Origin of the sequence: Algoriphagus vanfongensis DSM 17529, assembly GCF_000429465.1 — a bacterium.
Classification (GTDB): Bacteria; Bacteroidota; Bacteroidia; order Cytophagales; family Cyclobacteriaceae; genus Algoriphagus; species Algoriphagus vanfongensis.
The window spans coordinates 1-24,381 of sequence record NZ_AUBX01000004.1; the positions used below are offsets into that span (position 1 = coordinate 1).

At 41.9% G+C, this 24,381-nt stretch carries 22 protein-coding genes; 12 read left to right on the forward strand and 10 right to left on the reverse strand.

Translation table 11 applies throughout. The annotated features are described in order from the left end of the window. Positions 1-188, forward strand: a 188-nt coding sequence (locus G460_RS23390) for a hypothetical protein (protein WP_026953539.1), incomplete at its 5' end; no start/stop codon positions are given. Positions 189-217: 29 nt separating this feature from the next. Here G460_RS23390 and G460_RS21160 read toward each other — a convergent pair. The 4 genes from G460_RS21160 to G460_RS0101040 all read right to left on the reverse strand — a co-directional run bounded on the left by G460_RS21160 (position 218) and on the right by G460_RS0101040 (position 2,494). Next, positions 218-511 carry a hypothetical protein gene (locus tag G460_RS21160; RefSeq protein ID WP_035463719.1) on the reverse strand — a complete coding sequence of 98 codons (294 nt, stop codon included), beginning with the start codon at positions 509-511 and terminating at the stop codon, positions 218-220. A 273-nt stretch (positions 512-784) separates the two neighbouring features. Continuing rightward, positions 785-1,114 carry a carboxymuconolactone decarboxylase family protein gene (locus G460_RS0101030; protein ID WP_026953634.1) on the reverse strand — a complete coding sequence of 110 codons (330 nt, stop codon included), beginning with the start codon at positions 1,112-1,114 and terminating at the stop codon, positions 785-787. Between the two features lie 202 nt (positions 1,115-1,316). After that, positions 1,317-1,610, reverse strand: coding sequence for a hypothetical protein (locus G460_RS0101035; RefSeq protein ID WP_026953635.1), 294 nt, complete (start codon positions 1,608-1,610; stop codon positions 1,317-1,319). 353 nt (positions 1,611-1,963) lie between these two features. Then, entirely contained in the window at positions 1,964-2,494 is a 531-nt protein-coding gene (locus G460_RS0101040; RefSeq protein WP_026953636.1) for a helix-turn-helix domain-containing protein, read from the reverse strand. A 327-nt stretch (positions 2,495-2,821) separates the two neighbouring features. On the opposite strand from G460_RS0101040, the gene G460_RS23285 reads away from it, so the two are divergent. The 4 genes from G460_RS23285 (at position 2,822) to G460_RS0101060 (ending at position 9,570) form a co-directional block, all read left to right on the forward strand. Further along, positions 2,822-3,010: a hypothetical protein gene (locus G460_RS23285; protein ID WP_169817487.1), complete on the forward strand. Its 189-nt coding sequence runs from the start codon at positions 2,822-2,824 to the stop codon at positions 3,008-3,010. A gap of 482 nt (positions 3,011-3,492) precedes the next feature. Next, on the forward strand, positions 3,493-4,872 hold the full coding sequence (locus G460_RS22520; RefSeq protein WP_157366838.1) for a TlpA family protein disulfide reductase: 1,380 nt from the start codon (positions 3,493-3,495) through the stop codon (positions 4,870-4,872). Continuing rightward, entirely contained in the window at positions 4,869-8,093 is a 3,225-nt protein-coding gene (locus tag G460_RS21170) for a SusC/RagA family TonB-linked outer membrane protein (RefSeq protein ID WP_051315854.1), read from the forward strand. Before G460_RS22520 ends, G460_RS21170 begins: the two co-directional genes overlap by 4 nt. Positions 8,094-8,220: 127 nt before the next feature. Beyond that, positions 8,221-9,570, forward strand: a complete 1,350-nt coding sequence (locus G460_RS0101060; protein ID WP_026953639.1) for a RagB/SusD family nutrient uptake outer membrane protein — start codon at positions 8,221-8,223, stop codon at positions 9,568-9,570. A 39-nt stretch (positions 9,571-9,609) separates the two neighbouring features. Here G460_RS0101060 and G460_RS0101065 read toward each other — a convergent pair whose 3' ends face one another. Beyond that, positions 9,610-9,903 carry a DUF6520 family protein gene (locus G460_RS0101065; protein WP_026953640.1) on the reverse strand — a complete coding sequence of 98 codons (294 nt, stop codon included), beginning with the start codon at positions 9,901-9,903 and terminating at the stop codon, positions 9,610-9,612. A gap of 1,313 nt (positions 9,904-11,216) precedes the next feature. Beyond that, a complete protein-coding gene (locus G460_RS21175) occupies positions 11,217-11,615 on the reverse strand; it encodes a MauE/DoxX family redox-associated membrane protein (RefSeq protein WP_157366839.1) in 399 nt (132 codons plus the stop codon). Between the two features lie 1,003 nt (positions 11,616-12,618). On the opposite strand from G460_RS21175, the gene G460_RS0101085 reads away from it, so the two are divergent. After that, entirely contained in the window at positions 12,619-13,731 is a 1,113-nt protein-coding gene (locus G460_RS0101085) for a histidine kinase (protein ID WP_169817488.1), read from the forward strand. Next, the gene (locus G460_RS0101090; protein ID WP_026953643.1) at positions 13,697-14,425 is read left to right on the forward strand and encodes a LytR/AlgR family response regulator transcription factor; all 729 of its coding nucleotides are present in this window, start codon (positions 13,697-13,699) and stop codon (positions 14,423-14,425) included. Before G460_RS0101085 ends, G460_RS0101090 begins: the two co-directional genes overlap by 35 nt. Before the next feature lie 75 nt (positions 14,426-14,500). On the opposite strand, the gene G460_RS0101095 is transcribed toward G460_RS0101090, so the two are convergent. Further along, complete coding sequence (locus G460_RS0101095) at positions 14,501-17,089, reverse strand: lantibiotic dehydratase (RefSeq protein WP_026953644.1); 2,589 nt, start codon at positions 17,087-17,089, stop codon at positions 14,501-14,503. A 652-nt stretch (positions 17,090-17,741) separates the two neighbouring features. Here G460_RS0101095 and G460_RS0101100 point away from each other — a divergent pair. The 4 genes from G460_RS0101100 (at position 17,742) to G460_RS21180 (ending at position 19,485) form a co-directional block, all read left to right on the forward strand. Next, complete coding sequence (locus G460_RS0101100; protein WP_026953645.1) at positions 17,742-18,488, forward strand: hypothetical protein; 747 nt, start codon at positions 17,742-17,744, stop codon at positions 18,486-18,488. Positions 18,489-18,495: 7 nt separating this feature from the next. Next, the gene (locus G460_RS0101105; protein ID WP_026953646.1) at positions 18,496-18,936 is read left to right on the forward strand and encodes a DUF5675 family protein; all 441 of its coding nucleotides are present in this window, start codon (positions 18,496-18,498) and stop codon (positions 18,934-18,936) included. Next, on the forward strand, positions 18,924-19,130 hold the full coding sequence (locus G460_RS0101110; RefSeq protein ID WP_026953647.1) for a hypothetical protein: 207 nt from the start codon (positions 18,924-18,926) through the stop codon (positions 19,128-19,130). The genes G460_RS0101105 and G460_RS0101110 overlap by 13 nt, the downstream gene beginning before the upstream one ends. 103 nt (positions 19,131-19,233) lie before the next feature. Beyond that, entirely contained in the window at positions 19,234-19,485 is a 252-nt protein-coding gene (locus G460_RS21180) for a hypothetical protein (RefSeq protein ID WP_035463720.1), read from the forward strand. Positions 19,486-19,608: 123 nt separating this feature from the next. Here G460_RS21180 and G460_RS23130 read toward each other — a convergent pair whose 3' ends face one another. Beyond that, positions 19,609-19,752, reverse strand: coding sequence for a hypothetical protein (locus G460_RS23130; RefSeq protein WP_157366840.1), 144 nt, complete (start codon positions 19,750-19,752; stop codon positions 19,609-19,611). 953 nt (positions 19,753-20,705) lie between these two features. Between G460_RS23130 and G460_RS0101135 the strand changes: the two genes are divergently transcribed. Beyond that, positions 20,706-23,138, forward strand: a complete 2,433-nt coding sequence (locus G460_RS0101135; protein ID WP_084421122.1) for an ABC transporter permease — start codon at positions 20,706-20,708, stop codon at positions 23,136-23,138. A gap of 514 nt (positions 23,139-23,652) precedes the next feature. On the opposite strand, the gene G460_RS21185 is transcribed toward G460_RS0101135, so the two are convergent. Next, on the reverse strand, positions 23,653-23,934 hold the full coding sequence (locus G460_RS21185) for a hypothetical protein (protein WP_035463721.1): 282 nt from the start codon (positions 23,932-23,934) through the stop codon (positions 23,653-23,655). Positions 23,935-24,093: 159 nt separating this feature from the next. Then, positions 24,094-24,381: Hsp20/alpha crystallin family protein (locus tag G460_RS0101145; RefSeq protein WP_026953649.1), on the reverse strand; the 288-nt coding region annotated here is incomplete at its 5' end.

Genomic DNA, 24,381 nt, shown 5'->3' on the forward strand with positions numbered 1-24,381 from the left:
TTTACAGGGCAGCAAGGCACATAATGGAGGCAAATAGCATAGAGATTTTAGAAAAGATGCTCAATTTTTTAGTCAATACTGACCTTAGTAAAGAGGAGAGATTAAATAACGACCAACTCTTATCTCGCTTAGAGATAGAGGTCGGAAAGGACGTCGCGGATGTAATGACAAATTGGAAATACCAATAACTCCACAATAAACGCTAGTTGCTATTTTGCTAAGGACAATCAGGCAAGTCCTCCAATAGGTTGTGAAGGAATCCTAGTCCAGTTGCTACAAGTTGTTTTTTAGCTTGGCCTTCGACGATTTCTTCCTTGATGCTGACGGGGACATCCTTGAAATTTTCGACCATATAGAATTCAAAGAGTCCAGTTTGAATACCGGCAATGGCTTCTTTTTCGGATACCTTCCATTTTTCCCCAGAACCATTGACTCCACCAATTTGGGTGATTTCAGTCTTATGGTTTAATCCAGTGATTTTTTGACTACACAATACTCTCAGCCGCTTCATAGATAAAAACTTAGTAGATGCAAAGATGGGGTTTCTTCTCGGTTTTCTTTATCTATTAATTTGCAGTAACAGGAGTATTTGGACACAAAATGACTTGGGTGATTCTCTTTAAAATGAAAAGGTAGGAACTGGTCAATTCACAAGTGTTGACTGTTGGGTGAGTTCTGGAATTAATAGGTAACCAGTGATTCCTTCGGTTACAATAAAATCTGGTTACTATTCAAGATCTTAAATCTATTAAGGAAGGGGAGTCGGTCTTTAAAATAAAATAACTTATACCTCGTCAAAAATTTTCATGGCGAGTAGTCCATTCCCTACAGCTCCTCCTGCGCGGATAGCCGAAGCGATAAAGACTGCTTCAGCGATTTCCTCTTTGGTGGCACCTGCATTTTTTGCGTTTTGGATATGAGATTCCATGCAATAGGCACATTGAGTAGTCAGCGCTACTGCTACAGACATCAATTCCCGGTACTTCACTGGTATCAATCCATCTGTTCTCTCTGCGGTATGCTTGAGATTCATAAATGCTGCTGATTCCTTTGGTGCTGATTCCAGCAATTCCTTCGTGTATTTTCGGTCTTTCGGGCTTTGGTATTCGTTCATGGTTTGGAATAGGTTAGTTTCTGTTTTTTGTAAACTGTCTGAATGGTTCGCTTTTTATAGCTCTTCAATGACTTGATCATAAAGTAGTTAATTTGATCGAGACTAACCTAAGAATAACGTTTGTTTGTCGAAAACAAGAAAAGTCACTTATTCAAAAGACCACTTCGGAGGGCGGTTTTGTCTTAAAGGAATGCGGTTTCTATCAAAACCCAGGCGGTCGGGTATCCGGATTTTTCTCCCAGTAGCGACGGAATATTTTAAGGGAATCCTCTATATCAGGGTTGATAGATCCTTCCTGTAGGTAGATTCTGTCTCTATCTATCACCGATACACTGAGGGAGTTGACTTCCAAAACTCTTCTTACTGGCTCCCAGACATCTGGTGGGGTGAACCTATGGAAATTGATCCAAAAATCAGCTCCCACTGGAGGAATAGGGTAGTCATCAGGTATCTGGATTTCGGTTCCAATGTGGGTAGGGATAATAAGGGTTTTCATGATGAAAAATTTAGGAGATATAAAAAGTGGAAAGTCTACTAAAATAGGCTTTCTTTTTAGAATAAATAGGCATTTTCATCATCGGAGCTGAAGTTAAATGCTTAGGTGTGAAGATTCTAAAAGGGGAGCAGTACAATAAATGGTATCTACTTAACAAGTATGAATTTTTTCAAGACCCTAAAAAATGGTTTATGATCCTTATATTTTTCTGTAAAAGGCTCAGGACTTGACTATCCCCAGATTTTTGGATGTCATATGAGATCGTTTTTCAATTGGCTTTTTTACGAAAAAATCTGTCTGATTGTCAAACCATCCTCTTCCCCTCCTCACTAATTACTTACACCCGATCAGGATTATTTAAGCTTATACAAGTAAACGGCTCTCATGCCACTTGAATCTTCCTTAACCAATATACCTTTTTCAACCATTCGTCCTAATTCTCTAGAAAGTGGCTTGCTCTCAATATTATCATCTGGGAATAGATCAATAATTTCTGAAACTTTCAATCCAGCTTTCATTTGAGGTAAAGGAAGAACTTTTAACCGGATAAAGTCAGGTGTAGATAATGCGTCAATAAAATAGTCTTTGAAGTCTTTGTATTTCCTTCTGAAGGTTTCTAAAACTTTTAAGTTTGAACCTAGTTTTAGATCTGGTTTCGTCAAAAGGTCATTGACTGTAACATCGTAGAGCGTGCTGTATGGTAATAAGGTATTTACGTTTGGAGTGACTTTATTGCCTTTATTTTCCAATTGACGAATATGATCGCTGGATTGATTAGTATATGCGTCAATGCCATTAATTGTTAACAGAGCCTGTTTTCTAAGTGACCTTAAATTATCTGCCAAAATCCGATGATCAATTTTGAGTTTTTCCTTCTTTGCCATAAAGCAAAGACCAATAAAATTTTGTCCTCATATTTTGGGTTTTAATTTGTTTTTTGAAAACAAATTTGAGATATTGGTATCAGCTATAAGTCAATTAATGGCGTCTAGTCTGAGTCCAGTTGTAGAAACGTAGGAAATTTCAAGAACGCAGGGCAAAGAGTAGAAGCCCACTTTCTATATTTACGGTATAGAGGTGGGTTCTCTCTGCATGCGTTTCATGGTGTTTTCACCAAGGTTCTCCTACGTACCTTACAACTTGCAAGTTGAGAGCCTGCCTCTATTCATTTGGTCTGTTCTCAACTTGGACATTGTTATAACCCAAGTATTATGGAACAGATCTTGATTTTTTCTGGATTACCAAGCTTCCCGGGAAGGAATTTCTGGAAAAGGGATAGGGCTGCATTTTACCTTGGGACACATTTCTCATTACCTATTGATTGTAGATTATTACCAGAGGAACTCGGCATCACCGCGGTAGATCGCCTCTATCCTCTGAAGCCTAAGAATCCGATCTAAGGGTTTGGGCACTTTTTGTCTCTGATTGCTTCCTAAGGACTTTGTACACTCCGGGGGGACTATCCTTACTAATCAGAGTTACCGAGTCCGACTGTTGACTGTGGTCCGTGGACAGTCGTCTGAATAAGCCATCCACTGCAGGGATTACGCTTATCTCATTACTATTTCTTAAACAATTGCTGGTTGCCTGAAAAGGGCAGGGTGGGAGACTTGTGCGCCGTGGCGTAGATATGTCTTTGCTGTACCAAGTATCAAGAAGTTAGAGTCAAGAGCCAAGAGTCTAGAACTTAGAACCAAGCGTCTGTGAGGGTACTTTCAGAGTTCTGATTTTAGCTTTCAGACTTCTCTTCTGATCACTGCGACTGCTCACTGACTGCTGTTGACCGTGGTCTGTGGACTGTGGACTCACTTCCGTCTCCGGACATCGGTCACCGGCCGCCTGTCCGCCGTGGCGGATCTTCCAGCTTAAAAATTCAAGATTAATGAAAAAATTACTACTTCTATGCTTACTGGGAGGGGTATGCCTTCCCATAAGCACCCTGACAGCAAAAGTTGCTGATCCACCCGGGGCGGATTTACTTCTTCATAGGTCTATGCCCCATCGGGGCGGGGATTCCCGCTCCGATACTTTATCAATTGGCGATCAGATTCCTGCTGGCATTGAGTTCTCAGAGGTATTGCACTATGATTCGGATAAGCTTCGGCTGGATGATTACCGGGGCAAGTATGTGTTCCTGGAGTTCTGGGCACCTACCTGTACAGCCAGTATCGCTTCCCTGCCTCAGCTGGATGCCATCCAGAAGAAGTATGGCGAGCGGATTGCCATTTTGCCGATCACTGTCTTTGGCGAGGATCAGATCACCCATACAATTTCAGGAAACAAACGCCTGGAAGCTGTAGCGTTGCCGATGGTGGTGGATGCCCGCAAGATGCGATCCTACTTTCCCCATTCGGTGATACCCCATGTGGTGGTGTTGGATCCTGAAGGGGTGGTGGTAGCGATCACGGGGATAGAGGATCTTACCGAAACAAATATGGAGCAGCTATTGGCTAATGGAAAAGTGCTCTTTCGGGAAAAGGAAGACAACAAAATCTCACTTGCCAAGGAAGAAAAACTTATTTCAGGAGCAGTTCAGTTGCAGAATAAGAATATATGGTTCCAATCTGCTATGACAGGGTATATCCCGGAAGTCCACGGTTCGCTTACCCAGCAGTTCGAAGAGATGTCCCATATCAGGATTATCAATCTACCTCTGTTATACCATTATAGCCTTGCTTATTCTGAAAAGAGCCGGCATGACTACTACAGCCTAAACCGGGTGGACACCATAGGTTTTGATCGGGAGGAGCTCTGGTCTGATAAAGTTGGCAGGGACTACGTGGATTGGATGGCTGAAGGCACCCATGTATTCGGATATGAACTGATTGCACCTGCCCATGCCAATCCTTACCGCATGATGAGGGAGGATCTGGATCGTTACTTTCCGCATATAAATGCGCAGGTGGAGAAAAAAAAGTGGATGGTCTATGCCCTGGTTCAGCAGGAAGGAGCTAGCTATCCGAATGCATCAGGATCAGAGAAATCCTACAGCACCCGAAATGGATTGGAAATGACCAACTATCCACTGCAGGGATTTGTGTACCACCTCAATGCGGTATTCCAAAGAAACAGCCCTTATCCATTTGTCAACCTGACCGGGATTGATTATCCGATTGACCTGAAGCTGGATGCCAATCTTACAGATGTGGAAAGCCTAAAGCAGGCCTTGCTGGCAAACGGGCTAGACCTGATCCTGAGAGAAGAGGAGATCAATGTGCTGGTACTGAGAAAAATAGCTAAACCTAACCTATTGGCACTATGAGAAAGCTAGCGTTCGTTTTAATAGGGATTTTTATCCTTTCTTTTCAGGCTGCAGAAGCCCAGAAAATCACTGTTTCAGGCAAAGTAATAGAAGCCGATTCCCAAATGCCCCTTGCCGGGGCAATGGCTACGGTGCTTCCTATTGGAGAGTCACTGATTGCGGATGGTGAAGGTATGTTTAGTCTTGCGTTGGAGCCGGGAGAGTATCGGTTTATACTTCAGTTTATAGGTTATGCCTCGCTGGATACTTTAGTGAGTGTCATTATGTCTGAAAAATTGATATTTGAGCTAAAACCACTAGAGATGGGGCTGGATGAAGTGGAAGTGATTTCTACAGGGTATCAGGAAATTCCTAAGAGCAGGGCATCAGGATCATTTGTCAGTTTGGATGAGGAGCTGATAGACCGAAGAATCAGTACGAATCTGGTGGACAGGTTGGAGGATGTCACTTCTGGTCTGATATTCAACAGGGCCGGAGATCAGGTTAGGGATCCTATATCCATCAGGGGAAGAAGTACCCTGGGTAATTTCTCACAGCCACTCATCGTCATAGATAATTTTCCTTTTGACGGAAGTCTGGAAGATATCAACCCGAATGATGTGCAAAGTATTACAGTACTGCGAGATGCTGCAGCAGCTTCCATTTGGGGAGCCAGGGCAGGAAATGGGGTCATTGTCATTACCACCAAAACAGGTAAAATGGATCAGGCAATGAAATTCAGCTTGACGGCAAATACCAACTGGATTCAGCAGCCGGACCCCTTTCTAAGTCCAAATCTATCGGTCAGTGATTTTATTGCCTTCGAAGTGCAGCTCTTTGAGACGGGATACTATAACAGTACCTTTTCCAATCCTTCCAGACCTGCTATTACCCCGGTGGTAGAGACACTCTATCAGGAAAGAGAAGGGCTGATCAGCGGAGAGGAGGCTGACCGAAGAATTGCCGCTTACCGGAGCTATGATCTGCGGGATGATATACAGCGATACCTCTATAGACCCCAGTTGAACCAGCAGTACAGCTTGGGACTGTCTGGAGGATCTTCCCATCACAGTTACCTAGTAGCGCTGGGCTATGATAAGCAGCGCCTGTCAGAAGTTGGGAATTCCAGTAACAGATTCACTCTGAATGTGAAAAATGACTTCAGCCTGATAAAGGATAAACTGGGCATTCAGCTAGGCCTTTATGGGGTGAAAAGCAGGCAAGTGGATCAAAATGCCGGAGCCAATGAGCTGTACTTTACCTCAAATCAGGGGATGTACCCTTACGCAAGGCTGGCCGATGATAGTGGAAATCCACTGGCACTGACCAACCGTTTTAGCAACAGTTTTAAGCAGGAGGCAGAATCAGCAGGATTGTTGGATTGGCAATATGTCCCTTTGGACGAAATCGGAAGGAGCCCCACAGAAGCTATTCAGGATGACTGGAGGCTGAATCTAAGCTTGGACTATAAGCTCCTGAAAGGACTGGAAATGAAAGTTCTCTACCAATATTGGCAGCAGATGAATATGGATGTAACCAGTTACAGCCAGGACAGTTACTTTGCCAGGGAGCAGATCAATCTGTTCAGCGAATTTGATGAAAACGGAAATCTGATCAGAAACATTCCTATGGGTGGAATACTTAGAAGATCTGAAAGATTTTCCTCCAGCCACTCGGTCAGGGGAATGCTGGATTATTCTACCAGTTGGCAGGAAAGTTGGAAGTTCAGTTCACTAGCTGGAGTAGAGCTGAAATCCCTGAACTACGAGACTTCTTCCCGCGGCTTATATGGTTACAGACCTGAGACGGCGAGTATTCAGACAGTGGACTTTCTGACGCGTTTTCCGCAGTATCACAATCCCAGACTAACATCCCAGATTCCCAATTCAGATGGCATAGGGGCAGGGGCAGATCGTTTCTACTCACTTTTTGCCAACGGGTCTTTAGAGTATGGAAACAGATATCTGCTCACAGTAAGCGCCCGAAAGGATGCCTCCAATTTATTTGGGGTAGATGCCAACCAACGGGCAGTACCACTTTGGTCAGCAGGCCTTGGATGGACCTTGAGTGAAGAAGGCTTTTACAATTGGGATAATATTCCCTATGTAAAAATGAGGTTTTCCTATGGCTACAATGGCAATGTGGACAGAAATCTATCGGCTTATACTACCGCCCGTATCAGTTCGGGTGCTGCACTGACGGATTTGCCCTTTGCCACCATTGTAAATCCCCCGAACAGGAATCTGCGATGGGAAAGGATAAAGATAGCCAACCTAGGAGTGGATGTGGAAAGCAAAAACGGCAGGATCTCTGGAACGCTGGAGTTTTACCTGAAGGAAGGACTGGATCTAATCGGGCAATCGCCTTATGCTCCGAGCTCTGGAATACAGGTTTTTAATGGAAATAATTCTTCTACCAGTACCAAGGGATTTGACCTGCAGTTGGAAACCAGGAATTTGACAGGGGAATTCCAATGGAATACCGTGTTGCTACTTTCAGGACTTAAGGAAGAGGTCACGGGATATGAAATAGAGTCACCGGTCAGTAGTTTATTGGACAGAGGAGCCAGCGGAGCAGGAGGAGGTGTCAATTTTCCTGTAGTAGGTAGGCCACTGTTTTCATACTACAGTCTTCCTTGGGCTGGGTTGAATCCAGAGACCGGAGCTCCGATGGGAATGCTCAATGGTGAGCCATCCGAGGATTATCGTACCCTAGTCAATGAGGCAAGTCTGGGAAGTATTGTTTACCATGGACCAGCCAGACCTACTACTTTTGGAGCACTTAGAAATACCTTCAGCTATAAGGGAATCAGCCTCTCGGCAAACATCAGTTATAGATTCGGATATTATTTCCGAAGGACTTCTGTTCAATACAATAGCATTATGATGGGCAGGGGTGGCCATTCGGACTACGCACTCAGGTGGCAGGTGCCAGGAGATGAGGAGTTTACCCAAATTCCGTCCATGCCGGATACCCGGGACACTTTCCGGGATACATTCTACCGCAACAGTGCAGCATTGATAGAGAAGGGAGACCATATCCGTCTGCAGGATATCCGATTGGGGTATATGCTGCCTAAAATCCAATCTGGGTATCTATCAGGAGTAAGTAGGGCGGAGCTTTTCTTATATGGCAATAATTTAGGAATCATCTGGAAATCCACAGATACAGATTGGGATCCTGATTTTGGATGGGCTACTCCTAGAAAAAGCATTGCCTTAGGGCTTCAACTGAATTTCTAAACTAAAAAAAGAATCAGCCGGATGCTTTCTTCATAAAGGGAGGAGTGGTTGCCTCTAAATCGTACAAATCCGGCTTCGCCGTGGGGGAAAAGCCTCCGCGGCCCCTTTTGGACAAATTACTAAAATCATGAAAAAAAAATATTCAATTGTATACATTTTCCTTGTCCTTGCTGTAGGTACAGCTTGTGATGATTACCTGGATGTTAAGCCAGACCAGAGTCTGGTAGTTCCCTCTACAATGGAGGATATTCGAATATTGCTGGATAATACCACTGTTCTAAACAAGCAGCCTGTCCTTACCCTCCATGGAGGAGATGAGTATTTTGTCAGTGATGAAGGTCTCCTCACACTGGGATTGCCAGAGCAGGGCGCATATTTATGGTTGGAAGATATTTTTCAGGGAGACCCAGCCTATGATTGGTCTACACCTTACCAGCAGGTATTTTACGCCAATGTTGCCCTAGCTGCACTGGAGGAGGTTCCTTACAAGGACAGAGTTGATTATGAAACGCTTAGGGGAGAGGCGCTCTTTCACAGAGGGCATGCTTACTACCATTTGCTTCAGGAATTTGCTCCTCCCTATCAGTTGGGTGGGGGAAATGAACAGTTGCTCGGAATAATACTGAAAGACATTCCTGATGTGAACGCAGAAGCTGAACGTTCCACGTTGGAGGAAAGCTATAGCCGTGTATTGATGGATTTAACTGAGGCTGCCGCATTACTTCCAGATTTTCAGGTGCCAAAAAGCAGACCTACTAAAGCAGCTGCTCTGGGGATGTTGGCACGTCTGAAGTTATGTATGTTTGATTATCAGGGCGCTGCCGACGCGGCAGAAGAAGCCTTGGAGATTTATTCCGAACGCCTGGATTTTAATACTATAGACGTAACCTCCAATCGTCCATTTGTCCTTTTTGGGGAGGAAACAGTTTTTTACTCAGAACTGGTGACAGTCACATTTATTTTCTCATCTGAAGTATTTGTGGATACCACCCTTATTGAAAGCTACCAAGAAGGTGATTTGAGACTTCAGGCATATTTTGATCAGGTGGGTGAAAACCGATACCAGGAGCGGGGAAGGCTTACGGGAAATATACTCTCATTCGGGGGACTAAGTACCGGGGAACTTGAGCTGATGGCAGCTGAGGGGTTGGCCTGGATAGGTGAGGAGGAGAAAGCGAGAGGGTATTTAAACTCGCTGCTTAGTCGCAGGATGGAGCCAGAGAGCTTTGTTTCCGTTGATGCCGATGGAGAGGATTTACTAAATGAAATTCTTTTGGAACGTAAAAAGGAGTTGATAGGAAGAGGTCTAAGGTGGACTGATTTGAGAAGACTAAATCAATATCCTGAGCATGCAAAGAAGGTAGAGCGATTAGTGGAAGGACAGTTGATAAGTCTTGAGCCCAACTCTTCAAATTATGTTTTTCCTATCCCTGATGAAGAAATAGTACTATCCGGCGTGAAGCAAAATGCACGATAAAAAAAATCCCCAACACGGGAAGTGTTGGGGATTCGGACTTTATAGAGGAACATAAATTCCCGGGGTGAGTTCTGTGATGTCTCCATATGGATCATCGTTCTCGAACTCTACCTTACACACCTGGCTAGTGGTGTTGCAGAGATAATCTGTACCAAGGTTTTCATCGGTGATTTCTCTATAGCCATTAGTGGCAGCATGCATGGGGTCAGAGTCCGGAGTCCATACTTTTGGATCATCTTTGTCTGTCACCATAGTTGGGGCATTCATGGCCATAGCCATGGTTGCTCCGAGCACTAATCCCAGTGCTGGAAGCAGTTTTGATAGTTTATTCATTGTATTGCCCTGTTTTTTAACCGATCAAAAACAGGAAAACCGTTTTTGGTTGTTTGCCTACTCTAAAAAGGGTTTTCGGCATCTCCCTTTCAGAGGCTCATCGGGTACTAGCCTGTCTCTTACCCCAGGCTATCAAGAGAAATGAGTCTCTTTTATTATCTAACCTTTGAGCTCTTCAAGACCTCGAAGGTTTCTTCCTCCTTCTTTTTTGTGGTGCTGCTTTTCCAGACTACTACAACTTCATCATTCTACATTTGGTATTCATCATTCGAACTTACCGGACTTATGTTGTGCTGCTTCTCCAGAAGCCGAACTTTGATTCAAAACCCGATACCTGACAACTCTCACCAGCTCGATGGCTTAGTTATCGCTAAGAATATGATTCCTATAGAAATGACTTTATTTTTTGGGGTGGGGAGAGTACAGCCTCCTTGCCCCGTTTTATCGATTGCTACTTTTCAAGACTGCTCCAACTTCATCATTCTACATTTGGTATTCATCATTCGAACTTACCGACTTATGTTAAGCCGCTTCTCCAGAAGCTACACTTTGAGCATCCAACACTCCACACTTGCAATGATCCGTGAAGACAAGGATCAAGGCGAGGTATAGGAATTATCTTTTATTATCCTTGGTTTCCATTTAGTTTCACAAAGGTCTCTTACTATTTGATTCCCCTGGGGTCAGTACACCAAGCGCTACTTGGACTAAAAGCCCTTGGAAGCAGCTGTTTTATTGGTGAAAAAGGGAGGCGTCAAAAACAAGCTAGCTCCGAGCTTGCCTCGGAGATCCGGTTGTTTTTAGCCGGACTTTGAACCAATAAATGAATTGTCCGAAGGCAATTCAAAGCTGATTTCGGGAAAAGGCTCCCGCATAGTTATCGGGATGGGTACTTTTGGCCTTCAAAAGTACCTAGAAGAAGATTTGTCCGCTGCTTCTCCAGAAGCTGCACTTTGATCTAAAAAGACATCCAACTTCCCTGCATCCCTGCCTCCTAACCTCCAACATCCCATTTCCATCTTGCTGGCAAATCGCCTCCGTCTCCGAATCAAGACACAGGGCCAGCGCTGGGAAAGATTTTAATCTCGTTTTGCGCCGGGTTAAAACCCGGCGCTACCCATCTTGCATACCTACGGCATGCTCTTCAAAATCCAGAGTGCTTAACATTTTAAATTCTCAATTCCTCCAGCCCCGATCACCAGACACCAGGCATCCAGCATCCAACCATTTTCAGCTTTTTCACTTTAAATTTTAGACTTTCAAAAACCTCCAACCTCCCCATTTCTCGACAAATTTTTCAATTTTTCAATTTTTCAATTTTCCAATCTTTCTATTCGGAATCCCCAAATGGCTATTCCAATACAAATAAGGTTCAACACGAAATGCTCCGCCCATCCCAAACTCTCCAAGACCCCGGCGCAATTACAAGGCACCCTAGGAAAAGCTCCCACCCAGATCAGCCCCACATAGGTAGTGAAGATGGTGAGAAGAAGGATACTTGAGAGGTATCCCCACCATCTGGTGACCGAAAAGAGTAGGAGCAAGGCAATCAGCAACTCAACTATTGGAATGGTATAAGCTAGTACCTCTGCTAGTTCAGCCGGAAAGGTCTGGTTATGGAAGGACTTTCGACTTGCTTCCCAGCGGATCATCTTATCAAATCCTGTATAAGTCCAGAGTACAAGCAATAGAATGGATGGAAGCTGTTTCATACATAGCCTGTTTTCAGTTTCTACTTTGTTTCCTATGATTATCCGAATTTGATTGACTAGTTTGATAAGTAGCTTCCGAAAAACTCTTGATTCTTTTCTCCTGTCTACTCTCAAACCCCACCTTCTTTTTCAAATTCTTATAGCTGAAATCAGGACGATGGTATACTGCCTGATTTTCATATTGTCATATCTCCCCAAATCTCATCACCTTTTGTACTCAAAATCAATAAATTCATACAGACTCTTACGCAATACCTACGAATGTCATTTCTATACCTACCAACGTCCAAATAACTCCCATATAGAATTCCGCTTTTTATAGTTTTATAGCTGGCAGTTTAGGGTAAATGTTTTATAGTTAGAGTTTTATGCATATATTGATTCACTTGCAAGTTTAACATGCTGTACATGGTGGGTCCTCTACTTCGAGTGCCTGATCTTAATTGTAAGTTTTTATTTTACTGAAAAAGAGAATAGTCATCTATGCTCAGGATATTATGATCTTCACTGGAAGGTCCAGATCATATGCTTATAAAATTTTAAAACAAGTGAGGGAGAATGCGGGGAAAGCAAAGCATAATCTGATTACCATTCAGGAATTCGCCGATTTTCATCATATCCCCGTCCATGAGATAGAAGAAATTTTATTTGGGAAACCCTAAAATGAAAAAGGATCTGTAAAATCAGATCCTTTCAAAACGGGATTTCCCCACCGGATTGACGACCCGGTATTTGGCCTTTTTTCGGCAGATGGTAATTTAGGTTCGACTAGAAATCCCATTCTATTTCGCTCTCAGAAGGGATTTGGTAGACGATGTTTTTTGATTCACAACTTTAGATACTAGTCAAAGTAGTCGAGCACTCGCTCGTAAGGCTGGTGGTAAATACCTTTTCACCACGTTTCTTCGGTAGTATCAAACGCTTGATTCGATAGTTTCGGAAAGCTTTTTGGCTTTCCAGATTTTCCTTTTGTGTAAGCATGGGCATTGAGTTTTAAATGATGGTGAAAAGTATTTTGAGGCAGTTTCTAAATCAAGAAAAAGCCATTAACAGCCGCAATGTTGCTATAGAAGGCATCTTGAAGTGGATGAAGGACCATCCTGTATCCTTCCTTTGGTTGATTTGGATCCTGACGCTTTGTTTGGATTTCCTTATTAGATTCTTAGGATCTACTCCCTTTGCTCCATGGAAAATTATCTTATGGAATTTTATTGGCTGGGGACTGATCAATCAATTTTGGTTTTTCGTTTTTCTGCCAAATGTGCTTTTCAAGAAAAAATGGAAGCTGGAGTCGCTCATACTCATTGCAGCTTTTTTATGCTATAGCTTGATCAAACTATCGCTGATAGTCAGTTTAACACATTATGACATTGTGTATACAAGCTTCTTATCCAATGAATTGGTGAGATCATTTCAGTTTTTACTCAATACTTCAGCCATTTGGGGATTTTACATTTTGACAATGAGTCTAGAAGAATATAAGAAAATGGAAATAGACTTAATCAGACTTCAAGTGGAGCATCAATCACTCCAATTAAGCCCACATTTTGTGCTCAATATGATCAGTCAGTTTTCTGCTTCTCTACTATCAATATCCCGCCCACTCTTTCATTCAATGAACCTCTTCACGGAGGTGTTAAGCTATAGTTATAAAAACCCACGTCAAGAAAATTCCCTCGCTCAAGAGATCCATGCCCTTGAAAATTACTTGGCATGTCAGAGATATCGTTTCGGTGAAAAACTCCAGTTCAACGCAGTTTTCCCTACAGTTAATAGTAATTCAAGAGAATTGTTCCTTCCAAAATGGACCCTGATGACTCTTCTCGAAAATGTTTTTAAACACGGCGACTGTTTTGACATTTCCTGCCCTTGCATCTTACATTGTGTTCTTTCAGAAAAAAATGATGAAGTCTTTCTGTCCTTCGTTATATCCAATCCCTTAGGCTCCGACCATTCGAAAAATTCATCCCAATTTGGAATTGATGCTGTAAGGAGAATTTTAAGTTTCTACTTCTCAGATCAATTTCAAATTTTCGTTCAAAAATCAAACACTGAGTTTAACATTTTGCTGAGTATATGCTATGGAAAAAATTCTGAAAATCGGATTACTGGATGACGAAGAGCATCCTAGAATTCTATTAAAAGAAATCATTGACTCTATCCCAGGTTTTGAAATCGCTTTTTCATTAGGTGATCCTTTCAAAGCATTTGAGATGCTGCAAGAGAATGCCGCAGATATCTTGATTACAGATATTGAAATGCGGGGATTTTCTGGCCTAGAACTTTCCAGAAAAATCCTACACTTACAAATTCCTGTAATTATCTGCTCTGCCCATGACCATTTCGGTGTAGAAAGCTATAGAGTTAACGCAGTATATTTTGTACTAAAAAAACCTAGTTTTTTTGAAGTTTCCTATGCCTTAGAAAAAGCAAAAGCGATGATTGAAGGCTCCAAACAACCAATTTATCCTGATGCTGATGATTTCATCTTCGTAAGGGAGACCGGTGAGTATAAACATGTTTCCGTAAAGCCCTCAAAAATTCAATATATCGAACAAAAAGGCGAAATGACATGGATTTACCTGGATTCTGGAGAGCATGTCAAAACAAGAAATAGGCTCTATGCTACATTGGAAAAATTCGATAGACCCTTCATCTTTAAGATACATCGATCCTTCGCGGTCAACTATCTTAAAATTAAATCACTGGATCAAGGTTATTGCCATTTCGATCATAATACTCGGGTACCTATTGGGAAAGAGTATCGCAATGAATTTATCCAATTCTTAAAAACAAAGACACTTACCTAATCAATAATTCTTTCTTTCTCCCATCTTTAAGTCACAAGACCAAATGAATTTAGGATTGTGGTATAATAACTTGGATTAATTTTTTCCATTGAGTCCAGTCGAACAGCGATAAACTTGCTGACCAAGTTCCTTGTAAAGCTTTAGATAGATCCAAACCTCCATCATCCTTCTGTCCAATGGGAAAAACCTATTCACCTGCATGTGAATAATATTCCTAACTACCCTCCATTGATCGTCCTTGTGATTGATTGGCTCTATTAAGCGTAACATTGCTCCTCTATATTTCTCAAACCATTCCCATGGTAAATCGGTCTCGATATCATTCGAGTTAGTCAGAAAACTAGATGGTACGATGCGTTTTTCCCGGTGACTGATTTGCTTTGCTCTAGTTTGAAGCATGACAAACACTTCCCTTTCAGGCCATATTAGAGGAAGCAAATCCTTCCATAGCATATATACTAAGCTCCTTAATTTCCCGAATACCACCTCATCACTACTTGACCCACATATCCATCTTGACAAGAGTTCGGATTCAAGGTGAAAGAGATCTTCAGCATATTTATATCCCCGCTCTCCGTATTTTTTGGTTTCAGGGTAGTACGGTCTTAATTGGATAGCTTGATATGTTGCAGCTAACAGTTCATATGTAAGCCACAAAAGTTGCCTCTTTTGTTCTTGGTCAATTCGTAAAAAACGAATCCTAATTTGAAGAGCATCATCCTCAGGGTAAACTATATAAAACCATTTAATCCCTTCTGTTTCTAAATAGCTTTTTAAGTCATCTGAAAAGTAGAAACGTAGGAAATCCCAGACTTCCTCAGGGTTAATTCTGACTAAGAAATAAAGGCTATTTTTATCTTCAATTTTGATGGAGTTAATAAATCCCTTCCATTCTATTTCCTTCTTTTCCCTACTGATGTTTGTGACAAACTCCGGATAGATTTCTTTCTTTTGAGTCGACTTGAACTCACTCTTTCCAAGCCATAGTGGATCGCTGATTGTCATCTTCCCATACTTATTCAACTCATCCCATAACAAATCCCCGTCATAGTGCTTCTTAGTCTCTAATACTAGTTCTCGATCATAAACACCTACTTTGATTGCACTAGGGAGATTGCTTATTGCCATCCATTCATAGAGATCTTTTCTACTTTGAAAGTCACCTCTGTTCACAAACCATTTCCTCCCTTGAATAATTAGATTCCCCCAATGGTACTCTGGTAGATGTTTTATACTCTGATTCTGGTGAAGTTGGTATAGGTCTAGTTTGTAATTATCCTGCTGAACTACCTCCCATAAAAGTCTCATTAAGGGATGGCTGATTTCCTTTCCGTTCAACGGGTGCGTTACTACTGGAACTACCCTACGCCCTGTCTTATTATGATAAAGGATAAAAGCTCCTTCTCTAATGCCTAATTCAAGGTCTTCTAATAGTATCGTTATAGAGTTTTTCAGTTCAAATGGACTGATGCAATAATCAAATAGCGTTCTGGTATTACATATTCCTTGAATGGCATTTGTTTCATATACAATTAATTCAGCATAGATTACAGCCTCACTTCTGAATATTTTTTCCTTGACTTCTTTTTGGTAAGAATAGATCCTTTCATCTCTATTAAATCTACCGACATAGGAAAAAGGCTTATTGCAAACCAAATTCTCTAGAAAGACTTTATCGGATCCAATTGCTCTGAAAAGGAAACTTAAGTCATATATGCCCGCATCAATTGGCTTTTTAGGAATTGCTTTTTTGAGGTCAATGATACTGACTTGATCTTGGAAATAGTTTTCATCTAAACCTAAGACAGAATCAACACGTCGAAATTGAGTTTTAAGATAACTACTAGTTACAAATGACTGGAAATTAAGAAGCATGGGTAGAGGCACAAATCGATCATCAAACTCATGTTCAAACCAGGCTTGAAACATCTCAATGTAGAATGAAGGCGATCTTGAAAATAGATTACCACTCTCTTCGAAAAAATTTGTTAGCTGATCTAGGACCTTACCGGGTAGCGATATTGGATCATTTATTACTAGATCTACATGACCTGACTCGCTGCTTGATTTTGAGCTGGGTTCTTTAAAAAGAATACCAAGTCCACACAATTGCTCCCATATCCCTTCAACTAGATCAGGTTTTGAATCCTTAAACCATCCTTGAAATTCTGAAAAATTGATCCGCTGACCAGCCTTTAAATTGTTGGCCAATAGTTGAGATAATGGGTTTTTGGGAATACTGACAAATGTCCATCGCTCTTCATTAGAGACATAACTTAAATATTCTATTCGTCCCATTCTTTCCTGACCCCCAGCAGCAAGTTTCCTGGCAGTATGCTTTTGATATTCCGGAAATTGAACTGTTTTCAATAGACTGATCTTAGAAAGATCAATTTTATTTCTTACTGTAGTACCAAAAAATCCAACACCCACTGCAGCCCAATAGCCAAATGGAGTCGATCTGAATCGCCCTCTCAAAATATATTTGTAGACCTTTTTCTGATCGGATAGACTTAGATTTTGAAATGATTGGGATTTAATTTTTTCAAACAAAGAAGGAGAAGAGTGTTGAATCCCTAAAAGGATTTGAGGCCAGTTGCATTTGATCTCTTCTAGTGAATTGGGGTCGAAGTCCAAAAGGGGGACGCGAAACAAAAACTTCATGCTTTTTCCCCTAGTCTATTTCAAGATTCACCCCCATTCAAAAGAATGGGATAGACATTACTTTTTAACTTCTAAACTACTATTTCGACAACATCACAACTTCAAAATAGGATCTAAAAAATGCCCTTCTAAGTCGACCTCAATGGCTTTTTATGACTAACTGTATTGTTTTAGAATAAAGAAGTTTCAACTTAAAAAAGCATGGAGATTTGAACCAATCTGCTTCTCTTTCCTATCTTCCGTTTACCCTGCCTTCGGCAAGTATTCCCTTAGCAATGGTGCATATTCATATCAATTACAATCACAAGAATAGAATTGCCTATGTACCCTAAAGTGGAAAGTATATGTTGTACTTGTTCAAGTAATGTCTTGCGTTTGAATACATATTCTGTTTTATAAAATTGGGTTTCACACACATCTCCTTTACATCAAACCCAGATTAAAACCACACGAAAGCTACACTAAGACTGGGTCTAGAAGGGAGATAAATTACATGTCAAGTCCACAAAATCCATAGAATCCACATTTTCCATAGAATCTTTATTATCCACCGATTGCGTAGAATCCACAGAATTCATGGATTCTACGTTCAGTTTGATATTCAGTCACATACGCACACATTCAGGCATGTTTTACCTTAAAAAAATATGCTATGGCAAGACAATCAAGCTTTCTTAAACTAGAAGGCACAATCGGTGATGTGACCTTTTACAAAGGGCGCACTGGATTCAAGGCACGTCAGAAAGGCGGGGTCTCAAAAAAAAGAATTCAGAATGACCCAAGGTTCAAAAGAACCCGTGAGAATCTTCAGGAATTTTCCAGAGCTGCATCAGCAGCTAAATTCTTAAAAGATTCATTCCGGGAAATTGCGCTCAAATCAAGTGATGGCACCTTGCACAATCGTCTGTATTCAATGGCTACCAAAGTCATTTATTCCGATAGTGTAAGCAACAGGGGAGAACGAAAATTCGAACTTGGAAACTTGCAGCTGCTAAGGGATTTTCAATTTTCTAATAAAGCAACGATAGAAAATACCCTCTATGTCCAGCCTGCTAGTATTGAATCGACAGACCAGGTTACTTTGACAATACCTGCGTTTGTACCTGCCACATTCCTGAGAACCGTTGAAAAGACGACTCATTTCAATATATCATGGATAAGGGCAAGCATCAATTTCGTTGACAAATCCTACTCTTCCGAGTCTGTCTCTTCTGGAGAAATTCCAATTGGAATAGAAGAGAATCCAGAGCTGGTTTTGAATCTTCCCAAACCTGCCACACCTGATACACACCATTTCTACGCAATAGCTTTGGAGTACCTCCAAATGCTGGAAAATGGAAGTCAGTATCAAATGTATGACTTGCTTCAAAATCCCGCCAAAATAATGGTGGTTTCCTGATCAAGTCATGAAGATTATTCTTGATAGGGAATACTGGCCTACGAGTACTCATGGCAGAATCATGATAAATGATGATTTCATCTGCCATACTCTGGAGCCTCCCAAGGTACCAGGAATCCCCAAAGATTCCTGTCTGCCAGAAGGTTCATACCTATTGGCAAAGGAAGATCAAATTCCTCTTCTCACACTTAAAAAGTCTGACAAGGGAGAATTTCTTGGGGTGATCTGCAGCCAAACCATTTTCAAGGTTCATTTGCCACAAATCATTATCCCGGTGATTTCCATTAACTCTGAAGGAAAAGGGTCCAAACCATCCTTAGCCTTTCAAAGATTGTTGAAAGGATTGGAAGTTGCCATCAAGGCTGGAGAAGCCATCCGTCTGGAGATAAGGAGCTGTCCAGACAAGGCTCTCAACCTTGCCTTTTCCTCAGAGGAATGGATGGATTAATGGTTCAGGCAATTCTAGGGGGAGTCATTGGACTCCTCCTTTCAATCATTGCTTACTTCCTGAAGCTCCTTATTCAGGATTTCAGACAGCTACACAAAGAACTTTCCAAAATGAAGGAGCTCTTTATCCGTCTGGAAGCAGAACAGGCTTTGATGAAGACTATGCTGCAGCGCACCCGTAGTCCCCCTAGTTAATGAGGCAAAACTACGGTAGTCTGTAGACCCTCTACCGTGAACATTTAGCAACGGACATCGGACACCCGACATCGGGCAATAACAACATCTAAACAACAAAATAATGAACATACTCTCAGAAGTAAAATCACGGGCCTTGGCGCCCACGCCCCCTTTCTTTCAATTTTTGAAGAAGGCGGGATTGCTCATCGCAGCTATCGGCACAGCTGTGCTCACAGCTCCCGGGCTGGTGCCCGAGATCCTGCAGGAATATGCAGGCTATGCGATCACGGCAGGAACCATTTTGGTTTCCATCTGCCAGTTGACCGTAGATGAGCAGAAACTGGAGGAAAAGCTGCTGGCATCCGTACAATAGATCAGTGCTCTAATCAATCAAAACCGGGTGGAGGATCTCCACTCGGGTTTTTTGTTGGCAAAGGCAATGTGTTTGATCAATTTCAATAGAATATATGGAAACAGGGGGCTTGGCGAAATCTGTCTAATCTTCGCCCAAGCCCGTGTCTCCACGGGCGTTATTCGAATGGATTTTGTTGTGCTGCTTCTCCAGAAGCTCCAACTTCATCATTCTTCGCTGTTCGGCATCCGCGATATTTATCGGGAGCAATGTCGAACCACTTATCATAGGATTTTCAATCCGTAATAAATGAGATTTTTCCCCGATAAACCGAGACAGTTCCTTAGGTCGGAATGAACCCTAGGCAAGAGGATCCATTTTTTGGGTCATTTTGTATGAATTGGAATGGCGCTTTAGCCCATTCCAACAAATTGGGCCTCATTCCACTCTGGGCTTTAGCCCAATCTTTGGGATTTGTGCTCGTTCAAGCCCGTGTCATCAAGTGCTTTTTCAAATAGATTCTACATTGTGTTGCTTCTCCAGAGGCTGCATTTTGAACTCCCTCACCAGAATGATCCGTGAAGACACGGATCAAGGCGAGGTATAGGAATTATCTTTTATTATCCTTGGTTTCCATTTCGTTTCACCCAGGTCTCTTACTATTTGATTCCCCTGGGGTCAGTACACCAATCGCTACTTGGACTAAAAGCCCTTGGAAGCAGCTGTTTTATTGGTGAAAAAGGGAGGCGTCAAAAACAAGCTAGCTCCGAGCTTGCCTCGGAGATCCGGTTGTTTTTAGCCGGACTTTGAACCAATAAATGAATTGTCCGAAGGCAATTCAAAGCTGATTTCGGGCAAAGGCTTTTGGGTACTTTTGGCCTTCAAAAGTACCAAGAAGAAGATTTGTCCGCTGCCTCTCCAGAAGCTGCACTCTAAGGCAAAACTCCACATCCGACATCGGACAACATTTCAGCTTTCTGATTTGAGCTTTTAGAATTTATATCCTGTTTCCATCCTCAGGGACCAACATTCTCTTTCAGATGGAATAAAAATACTGATCTAGCCTGTCTAAAGCGTAAAGTTTTTGGAGAGGACGACCATAATCGAACAATTTTGTTCGCCTAATTTTCATTTATCCAATGAGAATAAACCTTTAGGCTATTTCCAAGCCTATTTATAATGGCATAGAAATAGAAATTTATCAGGGAAAGGTTTTCCCAGCTTCAAACAGAACATACATTATGATGTGGAGAAATTATCTCAAAATCGCATGGCGAAATTTAATTGTTGACAAAACGTATTCTTTCATTAATATTTTTGGATTGACTATAGGATTGACGTCTTGCTTATTGGTAGCAACGGTAGTTTTGGATGAAATTTCCTATGACAGTTTCTGGGCGAAAAAGGATCGCTTGTACCGTATTCTGACCGTGGAAACTTCAGAAGGAATGGAGGGTAAATCGGAGTCTTCTTTTGTGAACTTGGCGGCTACCCTTCAAGAAAATTTCCCGGAGGTCGAAGCATCAGGAAGCCTATCCAAAGGTAATTATACTTTTCGGCTGGATGAGCACAGTACCGATGCAATTCAGATGAATCTGATTCAGGCAGATACGAATGTTTGGGAGATGCTTGATTTTAAAGTTTTACAAGGAGCTCCTGAGCGGTATAGGCCTGGAACCGGAAATTTGGTGGTGACCGAATCATTTGTGGATACCCACTTTCCAAATGAGTCACCGGTAGGGAAAGAGATCCAACTAGTCTCTTCTTATCTCTCTGAATCCAGACCTTTTTTGATTACAGGTATTATCGCAGACATTCCCTCCAACAGCTATTTGAGGGCAGAAGGGATTCAGATTTCCAAGCCTTCGGATATGCCGTTAAGCAAAGAAGGTTGGGGCTATTTTGATGAACAAATGATCCTGGTCTCCTCAAACACAGCTATTCAGGCTTTCACAGCCAAGGTGAATGACTGGTATAAGAACTATATCACTGATGCTTCTGAGGAGGTCAAGCAGCGTGTGAATACTTATGAGTTCCAGCCCATCGAGGACATTTATCTCAAATCAGACTTTGCCAGTCAGGAAGTCAAAGGGAATCCTTCCAATGTGTATTTGTTTTCAGGGGTTGCCATGCTGTTGCTGATGATTGCCTTTATCAATTTTGTCAACCTCAGTGCCGCCAGATCCATCAAGAGATTCAGAGAGATTGGTGTACGAAAAGTATTGGGTGCCGGTAAGAGGCAACTGATTACACAATTTTTATATGAAAGCCTGCTATTCTTCTTGATAGCAGCCCTATTGGCCAGCACTTTATATGCTCTGAGCTTGGTACAGGTGGAAGCGCTCCTTGGTCATCGGCTTGAAACCAGACTTTTCGAAAATATGCCCCTTTTGTTGGGCTTTGCTATCTGCGTCCTAATGATGGGGACTCTGGCAGGAGTATATCCTGCCTGGATGGTGGCCGGTTTTCCGGTAGGAAATGCTTTGAAAAACAGTTTTAACAAGAAGGGGACTGTCTCAGTCTCCTTCATTCGAAAAAGCTTGGTTGCTACCCAATTTGTTTTTGCCATCTTGGTTTTGATCGGCACAGTGACTGTCTGGTCTCAAATGCGATACATGGAAGATAAGGATCTCGGCTATGACCCATCCCAAATCCTGAGTATTTCGTCTTTTGCTACAGAAGGGAAATCCGCTGAACTAAAGCAGCAAATCGAAAAGATAGCTGGTGTAGAAGCCGTGAGTATCAGCAATTGGGTGCCTACGCAAGGGGCAGGATCTATGACAAAAAGGATTCAAAATCCGCAAGATCCAGATCAGGTCATCCCGGTCCATTACATTATTGGGGATATTGACCTACCCAGAGTCATGGGAATGGAAATCAAAGAGGGAAGAGGTTTTGAACTAAGGGACAACATCCAAAGCACATTACTTTCTCTGGAGGATAGTGAAGTCAGTGATAAGAAGTCTCCGGTAATTCTGATGACTCAAAGTACAGCAGAGCTTTTGGAAGTTACAGATCTGGGAGGAGCAGTACCTAATTTGGAAGAGACTCCCGTTGGCATCATAGGGGATTTTCATAGTATTTCTTTGAGGGATCCGATCAAGCCTACCGTCATCATGGCAAACAATGATTTTAACTATGCCTCGGTTTTAATAAAAGTACAAGACGGTACAGAATCGCAGGTACTTGATGCTGTCGGGATGATTTGGAAGGAGTTTTATGATGTGAAGCCGTTTAAGTTTGAATGGGTGGATGAGTTGGTGAACAAGCAATATGATAAGGAGCATCGACAAGCTCAACTGTTTACCTTTTTTAGTGGGTTAATGTTGTTTTTGGCAAGTTTAGGTGTCTTTGGACTGGTAGTGCATGCGACCGAACAGCGGGTGAAGGAAATTGGGGTTAGAAAAGTTTTGGGTGCATCCGGCTTCAGTATTGTTCAACTATTTTCTCTAGACTATCTCAAGCTCGTGCTGGTTTCCTTACTGATAGCCTCACCGATTGCCTGGTATTTGATGAATATCTGGCTCCTGGATTTTGCTTATAAAATTTCCCTTCAATGGTGGATGTTTGTAGGAGCAGGTTGCCTTGCAGGTGTCTTAGCCCTGGCTACAGTCAGTGCCCGTGTTCTTTGGACTGCGCATATTAACCCTGTTAATTCGCTAAGATCGGAGTAGGTATAGATTGTTTTCGAAAAATTGAAAGGAGAATGACCAAAGCGCTTGATTCAAGATAGCTAGAATGAGTAGGCTGAGCATGATGTGTTTTGTGAAGAAATTCATCCAACTATAGTGGTTTACAGTGATTCCTTTGGTTAAAATAAAATCTGCTTACTATTCAAGACCTTAAATCTATTAAGGAAGGGGAGTCGGTCTATAAAATGAAATAGTTTTTCCAGCTATTTTTCCATCTGAAATAGAAATAATTGACTCCTGTTTAAGGAAGGGCAATCCTTGAAGAACCAATTCTGTGTATTGGTGTTCGATCATGTTGTCGGAGAATCTGTATAGCATAGAAGGAGGGAACTAATGTTGGCTTAGGTATGGAAGTCACCAAACACTTTACCATACTAATATTTTGATGATTGCACAAAAGACCGCCTTCTCCTGAATAACCTGTACCGGAAGCGCATAGTATCAGGAAGAAGACAGTAACTGAGCTCATCAAGCCAATTACAAATTGACAAGAATATTAGGGTGAAGTTACATACTTCACCCAGTCTCCATTAGCAATTTGATTACTCCAAGAGAGCATCTGCGTTTGCTTGCCTGAAGATCTACTAGTATTAGCAGAAACCACTGTCATTGGCTGCTGGATAAAGCCTTGACTGTTGAGCCAATTGTTCAGTTCCTTTTTTTCGTATTCTTGAAGTACTTGAAGCGCTTTGTGATACTCTTTCATCAAGAGATTTTTATCAAAGCTGACTTTTTCCAATATGGTTTTATAGTAATCTAAATAGGAGGTTTTGCCCATGGTTTAAATAATTTTGGGTTGTACATCACGGCCTGTTCTCCTTGGCCATTCCGCTATCCCCTAGGATCCATGAAATTGATTGTTAATTCCATTCCAAATCCAATTAATAAGATGGGGAAAAGTAAACGGCCAGCCCAGGCTTGGACTGGCCAATGAAGATTAAGAAATCTGGATTGTGCGAACGGGTTTCTGTCTAGCCTCTTCCCGTTTAGGGATGATTAGTTTAAGTATCCCGTCGAGGTAGCTTGCCTCGATCTTTTCACTTTCTACAGTGTTGGGAAGATCAAATGATCGGCGGAACGCTGAATAGCTGAACTCCCTGCGAATACAGTTTTCATTTGATTCATGCTCTTGTTCGAAATTTTTCTCCGCTTGGATGATCAAAGAACCATTATCGATTTCTACTTTGAAATCTTCTTTTTTCATACCCGGAACTGCCATTTCTAC